This is a genomic window from Thalassotalea sp. HSM 43, from assembly GCF_004752005.1.
Lineage (GTDB): Bacteria > Pseudomonadota > Gammaproteobacteria > Enterobacterales > Alteromonadaceae > Thalassotalea_A.
In genome coordinates this window covers 2,669,308-2,682,113 of sequence record NZ_CP038493.1, presented here as the reverse complement: position 1 = coordinate 2,682,113, position 12,806 = coordinate 2,669,308, and the positions used below count along the sequence as shown (strand labels likewise).

General features: G+C 45.1%; 4 protein-coding genes. 1 reads left to right on the top strand and 3 read right to left on the bottom strand.

What is annotated here, in order from left to right; genetic code table 11:
* Window positions 1-22: 22 nt before the first annotated feature.
* From E2K93_RS11545 to E2K93_RS11535, 3 genes are all read right to left on the bottom strand, one after another.
* Complete coding sequence (locus E2K93_RS11545; protein WP_135439239.1) at window positions 23-6,346, bottom strand: S8 family serine peptidase; 6,324 nt, start codon at window positions 6,344-6,346, stop codon at window positions 23-25.
* 57 nt (window positions 6,347-6,403) lie between these two features.
* On the bottom strand, window positions 6,404-9,481 hold the full coding sequence (locus tag E2K93_RS11540) for a TonB-dependent receptor domain-containing protein (protein WP_135439238.1): 3,078 nt from the start codon (window positions 9,479-9,481) through the stop codon (window positions 6,404-6,406).
* Between the two features lie 390 nt (window positions 9,482-9,871).
* Window positions 9,872-11,131 (bottom strand): dicarboxylate/amino acid:cation symporter, encoded by a 1,260-nt coding sequence (locus E2K93_RS11535; protein ID WP_135440483.1) that lies wholly within the window; start codon window positions 11,129-11,131, stop codon window positions 9,872-9,874.
* A 444-nt stretch (window positions 11,132-11,575) separates the two neighbouring features.
* Here E2K93_RS11535 and gltS point away from each other — a divergent pair, with 444 nt between their 5' ends.
* The gene (gene gltS, locus E2K93_RS11530) at window positions 11,576-12,799 is read left to right on the top strand and encodes a sodium/glutamate symporter (protein WP_135439237.1); all 1,224 of its coding nucleotides are present in this window, start codon (window positions 11,576-11,578) and stop codon (window positions 12,797-12,799) included.
* Window positions 12,800-12,806 lie beyond the last annotated feature (7 nt).

The window sequence follows — 12,806 nt, the reverse complement described above, 5'->3', positions numbered from 1 at the left end:
CATAGGTCTAGGTGTTTATGGTTTATTTCACCGCTTTGTTAGCACGAACTAGCGTGCTTAGTAGTAATAATGCCAATAACATAAAGGCCAAAGAACCACCTGAACTGTCGGAGTCTTTTTCAACTTCGAGTGAACCAGAACCTGACTCTGATTCGTTTTCAGACTCGCTTTCGCTGTTACAATCAGCATTCGCTGTAAAACCATTTACCGGCTGTACATTAACCAAGAACGAGGTACTGGCTTTATCATCGGCGTTATCCATGTCGGTTACTGTCACCTCGACTTGTGTCGTGCCAGCAAAGTCACAACGGGCGTCAATAGTTAATATCGAACCAGGGCTATGACCAGATAGTTCGGTCACTAATGAATCGGCAACCACACTAATTTGGTTGTTGCTATTGGCAATGTCATTATAAATAACAGGTATCTCGACACGCTCACCTTGATTAATAACCACATCATCGATATCACTGATGCTGATATTGCCAGCCACTGTCATCGTATTAGTCACTGACTTGGTGATTCGATCGAGCTTGGTTTTAACCGTAAACTCAATCTCTTCACCTGCAGCGGCCTCATCGACTTTTAGCCAAAAACTAAAGTTTGATTTACTGTAATCATCACCGACAAAGTCAAAACAAATAACCAGATCATCATGCAATAATTGGTCGATGTTATTGTAACCAATTGAGCGGTTGCGATAGCCGCCTACCGGACCAAAAGTGGTACGCAAGCCAGCCATTCCATGGAAGCCTATCGAACCTAAGCTGTGGGTTGTTTGAATGTTGTCATAAGCAAAAATCAATTCATAGCTGCCCACTTCATAGCTGTATTCAAGATCAATCATCGCCATAAAGTCGAAACTATCGCCTTGCGGTGTGCCTTCGCTACCAAAGTTGTATCGATCACCTTTGACAGTGTAGGCATTGTCCCACTCGATGATGACGTTCTTGTTGCTCTCACTTCTAAATGCCGCCAAGGTAATGCCTTGTGCATCATCGGCCAATAACGCATCGGCAGGTGCTTTCTTACCTGTGGTTAATTGCGTATCGGCGCTACCAACCGTCAGTGCTGCTAAACGAATGTCCGGTAAAAAGTGCATGCTGGTAAACGGGTCGCCATAAGGCACGCCAAACATAGGGTAATCAGCACCCGAGTCAATATAACCCATAGGGCTAATACGCAATTCATGGTATGCGTTTGGTGCATTGAACATATTGAAATCAGCATCGGTACCAAAGCCAAATAATTGCTGGGTATTTAGACGGATCATATCGCGCCATGAGTCCATTCGATTTGGCTGCTCAGAACCATAAGGCGGGTTCGCCAAGCGCCAATTCAAGCGCGCTAAATCAATATAGCCACCATTTGGATGTGAGCCATCAATGTATGAGCCAACATTTGGTGTTGAACATTGCGCACTATAGGCCGCGGCTAATGGGTGATCTTCAAAACCTTCTTTATCAGGGTTGACGTTGCTGCTGATTTGGTAAAACGGCAGCATACGATAACTGTTAGGCTGATAACCACTGATGGTCAATTTGTTTGCTTGTTCCTGATAACCGGTAACAAAACGTGGATCACCACCAACACTATAAGGGATGTAGGTTAACCCCTCTGGTAGTTCGACATCTAATTCAAAGGTACGCTGATAGCCGGTATGGTTAGGCGCATAAGCGACATCGACACGAACATAATTTCCGGCTTTAACCTCTGTATCGGACACTTCAACGGTAAATGAATCTTCACCACGCTCAAGTTTGACAGGCATCGCACCTAAATTATTTAGGTTGTTTTCAGAGCTGCCCAACTCGACAAAGCCATATACCGCATCACCTTGATTAAGGGCGATATCGTACGCCACATCCAAGGTAAACGATTGCGTTCCTTGGTAAGACTCAGGGGCGATAACGGTCATCTCATTTGACGCCTCATCGCTGATAACCGACAGTGCGTACTTAAAGGTGTCTTTGACTTCGGTAAAGCGGCTGGTGCCAACATTTTGCAGATGAATCCAGTATTTGCCTGGCTCAGGATAATGAATCAAACAATGGTTTAAGCTCAACTCGGTCGACGACACACACATGCCTTCTTGTTTGTAGTCCAGCTCTTGGTTGTTGTCATTGTCTCGTCCAACAACCACCAGTAAATCGCCGCGTTTCCAGATATCATCAGGCAGACCGCTGGCTTCAGTTGAGCTTGCGACATGCTCTAATACATCTATGGCCAGTAACTTAGTATTGGCAGGCACATCAACCCATAACAAGTGCAACGAGTCTTCAGCGATAGAGAACTCTGCGGCTTGCTGAGTAAGGTCACCATGGTTAGGGCTTTGGTCAACGACCAGCTCTGTTTGGCCAATAAGTGTTGAGTTATGGCTAAACTCGCTGCTGTCGAAGAAAAATTGTCCTGCGCCTTGGCTAACAAGTTGTCCGTCACTATCGGTAGCGATATATGACACGCCGCCTTGATGATAAATATTCGCTTGTAAGTCGTCAGTCGACCCCCACGGCGCTATGCCTTTTAATGGGAATTGGCCAACATCTTCAGACGCCTTACCTTGTCCCATAAGGGGTAGTCGTGACGGCGTTAAGGCGATGCCGACAGGTAGATGCGCCGACACCACACCCGGTGTTTGCGCGATCAAATTAACCACACCATCGACCATACCTGAACCATCTGAGCTGGCACTGGTTGAACGCTTTATTCTTGCCGTAAAGAATACTGTCGCAGATTCACCTTTATTGAGCGTAAAGCTGTCTTTTGAGGCTTCTAAGGTAATCGACTCTTCACTGGTTTCAACATCAATTACCCAGGTATTAGTGCCGGCAACAGTTGATGTAAAAGTACGGGTAAAGTAACACTCGCCGCTGCACTCACCGTTAAATAAATACGGTAAATTTAACTGAGTAATGTCACCCCCTTTGTTTGGATCGGCGGCCATATAATTGTCGTAGCTCTCATCCATGATAAGACCAGAATGCAGCGCTGCTTCGACATTAACCAAGCCAGAACCGGCTTCCCACGAACGAGTTTGCTGACGTTCAAAGTAGCTTTTAAATACTTTTTGCAAGATCTCATCGTTTTCATCAACGGCATAGTCACCGGTTTCAACATCAATATACGGTGCCTCATAAACAAATTCTTGATGGAAAATATTGTCTTCATCGTATTCCGGACAAACCACATCCGCATCTTGATTGTAATCAGTGAAATCTTGGTTATTGACGATGTCCAAACCAGAACAGTCAATACGTAACCATGAACCACCGGTGACCGTACCTGCGGTCAGCATCACTGCCGATTCACGTTCAGTTGCGGTCCACTCATCGCCACGCACTTGTGCCAATAGTGCCATAACACCCGCCATATGCGGTGCGGCCATAGAGGTACCGGTATCAAAAGCATAATCCGCTGAATTTGCACGGGTGGTAAAGGCACTGTCATTGGTGAAAGGCGCTAGGATATTTTCACCTGGTGCCACCAATGATGGCCCCATAAGGCTTGGATAATATTTGTTTGGACCTTTCGAAGAAAAACCAGCCAAGTCGCGAATACGCTTTGGATCATAAGATATCGATTTTTGCACCGAGTTAATCTGTAGATGCAACTCACTGTTTTCAATAAACATCTGACGTAACGTTGTTCGACCAACACCACGCTTCCAAGAACCATTACCGACATGAATGTATGGGAAGTTTTTATATTCGATGATTTCGGTTTGCTCTTCATCAGCATAAACCGGGAAGTTTAATGCGGTCGCATAACGATAATTGTATGGATACTCTTTGGTGGTGTTATATAACACCATACCAGCGGCATCACGATAAAACGCGTCTTGGGCTTTATTAATACGTGAGACATTGCCAATAACTGAATCATCACCACGACCACACACTAAAATTTTATCAGTAAAATCAAAATCAACGTTTGGCTGGTTCGGATCTTTCCAGCTGTCTAAATCAAGACAATATGGGTCGCCAGCAAATATTTTCATTTGTGGCAGAACAGGCACTGGCGTGGCAGAGATATCTGCTGCATTTGCACCGTCATGTTTACCTTGGTACGCGGTCAATTTGCTGGCAACATTACCGGCGGTTTCAATCGACTGGGTAAAATCCGATTGCAAGCTGGTGTTGTTAGCACTTAACGGACCATTATTGGCAAAATGTTGACCTTGCGGCGAATGACACGCGCCGTGAAAACTGTCTTCGATAAAGAATGGGTGACCCGGCCAGATTTTCTGATTAGCCACATCTGGGTTATCAATCACACCGTATGAACAACACATACCGTCAGAAGCTCCGCTGAAACCTCTGTGGTCTGTAGGACAATCGTCGTACTTAATGGTTGGGCAGATATAACCTTGATGTTCACCTTTGATCAGTTCGCCATCAATGATGGTGCCGTCCAATTCTGGGTAAAGAGCAATTTCACCACCTTCACAAATACTTTCCCAACTAGATGGTCCATGGACGTGATCAGGCAGACACATACCCAAGACATTTTGTTCGCCAATAAGACAACCATCATCTTGTGAGCCACTGCCTGAACCGGCAATAAATTCACATTCTAAAGTTTCTGCATTACGACGTTGCTCTTCAGTACATTGTAGATAGCAATAGCCGTCAATTAATTCGGAGCCCTGCTCACATACTGGTGCTGGCGAACAATCACTGTTGATACATTCCCCCATGTTAGCGCCCAACGCCGCCAACCCCGATGCATGACCCGAAATACTGTAAGCGCGCTCTCCGCCCAGCTCGATAGCATCAAAATCGTTACCATCGACACTGTATAGTAAGGTGGCAGAACCAACATTTTCATTGTCACGACCAAGAGAGGTAGCGCCAACCGTCAATGACCACGGTGTAACGTTTGACACGTCTTCATAACCACCGGTGTTGCCCGCTGCGGCAGTGACATGAACACCATGTTCTTTTAAGGTCAAAAAGCCTCGCAAAATTGGGTCACCCCAAGGGTCGCGGGAACCACCACCAATTGACCAGTTAAGGACATCAATGCCATCTTCAACGGACTGCTCTAATGCGGCAATCATGGCGGTTTCTAAACAACCTGCTAGGGCATCGCTGCCACCACCGGGTAAACACACCTGATAAGAAATAACATTCGCGTGCGGGGCAATACCCGATAAATCACCAATTGGCTCTTCCATGGCTGCAACACCAGGGCCTTTTAATAATTGGCGATAGAGAAAATCGACATCTTTAACGTAATTACCGGCAGCAATACCACTGGTGTGGCTACCATGACCAACATAATCTATGCCGTTGGCAGGTCGTATCATGCCATCGTTAGATAGATCGACCTCTTCGCCTCGATCTTCTGTGACTTTGTGAGCCAGTTGAGAACGGTAATAGCTGGTGATTTCTTCATAAGAGTAAACACCAATAAGTTTGTTATTACATAAGTGGCGCCATTCTTGGTTTGCACAATCACCAAGATAATTGCCATCACCTAAAGGGTTGGTATGCACGTAACCGTCACCACCAACGTCACTAAATGAGGCACTGCTGGCATTGATACCGGTGTCGGCAACACCAACAATCACCCCCTCACCTTTGTAGCCCCAAGCATTCCAGACCGGTTCAACCGCAATCACGTCACTCGAGCCAAGCAGCTCACTGTTTACCAATTCTTGTAATTGGAACGTTCTTACCGGCGAAATCGACAGCACATTAGCAAACGAGGCCAATTGCTGTGCTTGCTCCTGGGTCATCACCGTCGAAAAACCATTAATGGCATTGGTGTATTGATAATTGAGCTTAATGTTTACGCCAATAGACGCTGCCGATTGCACAAATTGCTGTTGGCTAGCGACTAAATAATCTTGGTAAGCATCAATACGTGATTGGTATTGGCTTGATGTTTTCAACGCGCGTAATGTACTGCGTTCCATCGGTGCGGAATGACCATCGGCTTGCAAGTGACTGCCAGTTTGTTGCTGGGCAAAGGTCTTTAAATGCGTTGCCTCAAGGCCAGCGACACCACCTTTGTAGGTAGCGACAGGCTCTTGCGCCAAGATCACGACAAATTCATGCTTGCCGCTTATCTCGGGGTCGTAGCTGAACTTCTCTGTGCGCGTTATTTGTTGGTTAACGACATTGTTGACACTTGGCATGCCATTAAAGCGATTAACTTTTGCTTTGACGCTATTGGTCGTCGATACCGCGGTTGCCGGAATATCAATTTGTTGGCGCACATTAGAGTCGAGTAAATGAGCCGGTAGCTCGGTTTTCTCAAGATCCCAAATCTGCGCGGCGGCCATTGCACTACTAACATATAGTGCACCACCGGCGGCGAAAATGAATTTTTTGGTATTCATGTTTTAACCCTTTATTCTTTTATTAAACCGCGTCCATGCGAGTTAATGTATTAATGCTTAAAACTGATGACTTAGCTGAATAAAATATTCGCGTCCCAGTGCTGACCCTGAATAGCTATAGATGTCGTACCAAGGCCACTCGGTTGCCATAAAGGTGTCATCTTTAGGTGCTTGTTCATCAAAAACGTTCTGTACGGTAAGCGACACATTGGTATCACCTTCATTGAACGAATATGCGAGTACTAAATTGGCGGTAATAAATGGGTCAAGGCGCTTTTGCGAACGCTTGGTCTCCCCCACTAAACGCGCATCCTGGCCTTCGAAATAACCGTCTTCGATTATGTATTCACCGTCATCATTGATTTGGTAGTTCAGGGTATCGCCGTATTGATCAAAGAAAAGCACGTCACCGTTTTCATCTTTTTTCGGCAGTATGCGGTGCGGAGCCAATTCACTCATGTAACGCGCCGACAAGGTTGCGGCAAAATTCTCGTAGAAATAGCTCACCGATGCGGTAACAATGTCTTGCGGCTCGCGGTTAGCAATGTTGTCGCTAAAGCTATAAGGCGCTTGATCATCATCCGCTAAAGCATCGTATTCTGTGGTTAATATACCGGTGTGACTGGCGGCAAAACGCAGATCGCCCCAGCTGCCAACATCCAATAAATATTCAATGGACGAATCGATACCGGTTTGACGATAGGAGGCCAAGTTAAAGGCGGTGGTATTTACCGTTTCTAAACTGCCACCAGCAAGGGGGTCATCGCTGTTGTTGTTTTCATTACGGATAACCAAGCCTTGGCGGTCCTCGGTACCTGTGACGATGTCACAACCAAAAATAGGCGCTGATTCGCCGGTGCCATAACGACAATGGAAGTCTTCGATAAGGATTGACGAAATATCGCCACGCTGCACCTGATTACGGATTTCTACATCGTAATAATCAAACTTAATGGTCAACTCAGGCATAGGTGAATAGACAAAGCCTAAACCGATCGAGGTGCCTTCTTCGTTTTCCAATTCGGTGTTAGGTAACTGCTCAGCATTAAATGTGCTGCCTAAACATTGACTGTAATATAGTGAATCTTTTACAAACTCACTTGGGCTAACACTGCCAGCAAAGAATTGCTCGTAACACGATACGTAATCGGTACCAAAACTAAAGGCTCTAGAGCGAGTGAAAATAGCCTGCATATCCGGCGCTTTAAAGGAGCGCGAGTAACTGGCTCTGAACAGCCATTCATCATTAGGACGAAACTCTACGTTGTAGGCCGGTGTGTACTGACCGTCGTTTGAACTTGATGCACTGTCATATTGGTCATAGCGAATGGCAAAGCCAAAGTTAAGATAATCTGAAATCGGCAGTTTGGTTTCCAAGCCTGCGGATGAACGAGAACGCTCACCAAAGCCGCCAAAACCTGCTAATCCCCACCAACCTTCACCTTCTGGTCGAGTCATCAACTCGTCTGGTTGATATTCAAACTCTTCGTTTACGTATTCCAATACTGCCGCATATTGAGCAGCACCAGCTGGCATATCGAATAAGTCACCGGTGATAACGGCACTGGCCATTTGCGCTTCGGTTTTATTATTGGTGGTGGTGGTGCCCACTAAACGACGAATGTCTTCAGGGCTTAGGCGATCATAAACCGTGTGTGTGCCGGTTCCGTCGTAGACTTTGATACCGAGCTGTTCTTTGACATAGTTGCCAAAAAACATTTCTTCCGTTTCTTGATATCTCAGCGCCTGCTGTTCGGTATCAAGCTCATAACGCGAATCAGTAAAGTACACTTCCCAACTATGATCGCCAAGCTCCCCCTCAATACCTAGGGTAATGCTCAACGACTCTTCATCAAAATGGTATGCGGTATCACCGATCTCTTGAGTCGGTAAAATACGACCTAAAGTGTGCCAGTCTGGCATTACCAAATATTGGCCATTGCCATCTTTTACTTTAAGTTGGTTGGCACCGGTTTCTAATTCTACCGTCCCACCGTTAACAGCGATGTGACCATGGTCGGTTTCCGCGGTATTTTGCGTATAAAGCAAATCAATAAAACCACTAACGTCTCCACCCATGTCATGATTGGCTGAAATCATAAATGCGAACTTTTCAGTTTCAGGTCTTAGGGTGCGATATTTAGCGCTATCAAATCCGCAATAATGTCCCCAAGAACCGCCGGTTTGGCCGAGTGCTTCTGCCTCTGGCAACTGACTGCGATACTGGTAACTGGTCCAAGGTAAATCGGCACAACCGTTTTCGCCTGGATCTATGTAGCTTGGCTCACCAGTTGGATTAAGTAGGTAATCATAGGCTGCCCAATTGTCGATTTGAACCGCACCACGCGCCATGACAGGATCGCCGTATGGGTAATCAAAAGCAGAGTCTATATCGTCTAAATCACCGCCTTTAACGTAATCGCTAGAGGCGTATTCACCAATTAAAGTGATATTGCCCTGATCAAGGTCAATACCATGGGTCAACTGCAAACGATAGTTATCCTGGCCGTGCTCTTCACCAGTACCGTAGGTTAAAGCAACATTGGTGCCTTCAACGTCTTTTTTGAGAATAACGTTAATAACGCCAGATACCGCATCACTACCATAAATGGCCGACGCGCCCGTTGTTAGCACTTCCACACGTTCAATGGCGGCGGTTGGAATGGTACCGATATTAACCACCGAGCTATTTGACTGATAGGCGGCAGGATAATTAGCTAAACGGCGACCGTTAATCAGAGTTAAGGTGTATTGCGGACCAAAGCCACGCAAATTAACGACATTGGCATTCGGCGTAAAACCGCTCGCGCCCACTTCGTTGGTGTCAACCAAACCGGTATTTTGCGACAGGTCTTGTAATGCATCGAACAAGGTTATGTGCCCTTGTCTTGCCATGTCTTCACCGGTAATTACGGTAACCGGATTAGGCCCCTCAAATGAGGTTTGACTGATACGCGAGCCAGTGACTTGAAATACTTCAATGTCTTCGTCAGTTTGTTGCTGCTCTGCTTCTTGTTCAACCGTCGTTTCGGTTTCTTGTTCAGCAAAGGCATATTGAGATACAGGCACGCTCAGCACGGATGCTAACAGCGAATAGCGAATGCTTTGTGCCAGTAAATTAACAGATACTTTCATCTCTTGATTACCACTTGTTATTAGTATGTCTGTCGCCCCAGTAAATGAAATAGCGCAGAAAGGGGCGAGTTTTTATAGCACACGAGAATGCAACTCAAGCGTTAAAAAGTGTTAATAGTAGGTACTGATGATGTGTTGTCAGAGTTAACTTAATGCGCCATAAGGCAAACGTAAAAGTGGACAATATAGGCAGCTGGTAAGACTTAAAAAACAGCCAAAAACATGGCTAAAATCAAGCTTATAAAAGGGTCATTGCTTGCTATAAAAGAGGATGTTTGAGTAACGCATTAGAGCGACATGTTAGTGGTTATTGGTGGTATCTATTGTGACTAAAAAATTGGCAAAAAAAAGCCGGCCATAAGCCCGGCGTTTTGTCGTTGATAACTAGGTTTATGCAGTAACCGCTTGGCCTTGCATAGGGATATCGATTTCACCTTCAGATTTCGCAACGATGGTATTGATAGCCGTGTCACCAACCACGTTGGCTGTGGTACAGAACATATCACAAATACGATCAACGGCAGCAACGATAGCCAATGCTTCTACTGGCAAACCGAATGTATGCAAACAGATACCGATTGATACGATACCACCACCTGGCACACCACCGGCACCTATTGATAACAACAATACCGTAAATCCTAACGGCAACATTTGCTCCACCGTCATTGGCATACCATAGGCATTGGCAACAAAAATTGTCGCAATCGTGGTATAAATCGCCGCGCCTGACATGTTCATAGTTGCCCCAAGCGGAACACCAAATCCGGCAACCGAACGACTAACACCAAGCTTTTCTGTAACCGTACGCATGGTCACTGGGATGGTCGCATTCGAAGACGCACTCGACAGAGAAAACATGATTTGCTCACGAATGTGCTTTATAAAGGTTACCGGTTTAATACCTGTGGTGATAAACACCAGCATCGGGTAAACCACCAAGAACATAAAGATGAACATGGAAACCACTAACGCGATATAACCCGCAACCGCTAACATCTTAGATGAGTCTAATGTTGCACCTAATGAAATCATCAGGAAGAACACACCGTAAGGCGCTAAAGACATTACCAAGGTAATAAGCTTCATCATGATTTCGTTCGCCATTTTGAACGAACGGATCGCTGGACCACCGCGCTTATCTAACGCTTGAATCGCAATACCTGTCATGATCGCCATAAAGATGATTTGCAACATATTACCTTCAGCAAACGCTTGGAAAGGGTTTGACGGGATAATGTTGATCACCATTTGCCACATATTCGGCGTTTCAGTTGCGGCAAGTGTGACGTTTTCGGCCATCGCACCAAGGTTTACACCGACGCCAGGCTGAAGCCACATAACAATTGCCATCGTTAAGGCGATAGCAGCAATGGTATTAATAATATAGAAACTGAATGTTTTAGTACCTAAGCGACCAAAACTTGATAAATCTTTTAATTCACAAATACCGCAGGTAATGGAAATAAAGACTAATGGTACGACGATAAGTTTGATCATCGAAACGAACATACCACCTAGGCCTGTCGATGCCTCAGTTGCAAAACCGGCAGCAGCCCATGATGGTGGGATAACATATTGGATCATAGTACCAATAATGAAACCCAAAACTAGACCAAGAAAAACCTTGGCTGATAGTGAATTTTTAATTGCATTCATTATTTAACTCTTACTTCTCGATTTACTTCTCTTGCTGTAATTTACCAATCGAGTTAACTCACCAAGCTAGCGATATCTTGGTCAGTTAACCGGATTGAGCAGCAATCATAATGAAATCGCCTTGGATCACTAGGAAAAACCCGTCGATTTTACAAATCAAAACCGCGTATTCACACTTGCTTACCAAGAGGCAACAGCCTAGATCAAAGATGTGCTAAGTCATCACAAACTTACCGCAAATAGTGACAAAATAGAGATGCTAAGCAGGCACCAAGGAAACAGTCGATTAAAAAATCAACACACGGCTTTTATGCTGTTTTTTCTAAAAATTAACCGCTTTGTATATAAATGCAGCGCTTTGCTCATCCAAGGGGCAATCTTTGTTCTATAGTTAATAACATTGGTAGCAACGACTAATGAGGACGCGCGTGAAAAATGAATGAAACAATTGAAGTTGGTGCGATTGAATCACTTGTCATCGCAATACTCGTATTGTTTATAGGTCGCTTTATCAATCATATTGTCAAACCTATTCAAAAGTTTAACTTTCCAGAGCCCATCCTTGGCGGTCTGGCAATTGCCATCGTAATAACTTGGTTACACGCTGAAGGCGTAAGCATCGAGTTTAACCTGCCCTTGCAAAGCACCTTTATGTTGTTGTTCTTCTCTACCGTAGGTTTGTCGGCGAATTTTAAATTGCTGGCACAAGGTGGTGCTAAGGTGTTTATCTTTCTCGGTGTCGCGACGCTTTATATTATTGTGCAAAATGGTTTAGGGGTAACGCTCGCCAGTTTGCTCGGCCTTGAACCTATCATGGGATTGATTGCCGGCTCTATTACCCTAAGTGGTGGGCACGGTACTGGGGCTGCTTGGTCGGCCACGTTTCAGGAAATGTATGGCATTAACACCTTAGAGCTGGCCATGGCGGCGGCAACCTTTGGTTTGGTCATGGGTGGTATTATTGGTGGCCCAGTTGCACAGCGCATTATTGATAAGAACGGCTTTGAATCAGAATACGGCCGTGGTGCTCATCATCACGATACCCATCCAGATTTGGTAACTTATAACCAGTTGGAAGAAGACAAAGTAACCGCTAAAAAAGTGTCAGAGACGCTGTTTATCATGCTTATTTGTGTCGCTGGGGCAAAATATTTTAAAGAGTTTGTCGACTCCTTCGACATCAGTTATCTGAAAATACCGGATTTTGTTTACGCTTTATTTATTGGTGTGATCATCACCAACATTTGCGAAATCTCCAACAAATACAAAATCAATAGTGAAACCGTCGATATCTTAGGTACCGTGTCGTTGGCGCTGTTTCTATCGATGGCATTAATGAGTTTGAAACTGTGGGAAATATTTGATCTTGCCATTCCTTTATTGGTGATTTTGGTTTGTCAGACCATAACGTTGGCTCTGTTTGCCTACTTTATTACCTTCCGTCTAATGGGCAGAGACTATGATGCTGCGGTTATGGCCGGTGGTCATTGTGGTTTTGGTATGGGGGCAACGCCAACAGCGGTAATGAACATGGGTACTTTAGTATCGCGCAATGGTCCGTCACCAAAAGCGTTTATGGTGGTGCCAATTGTCGGTGCGTTCTTTATCGATATTACCAACTTGATTATCTTGCAAATGTACCTAGCCTTTATCGGCTAATAGCAAG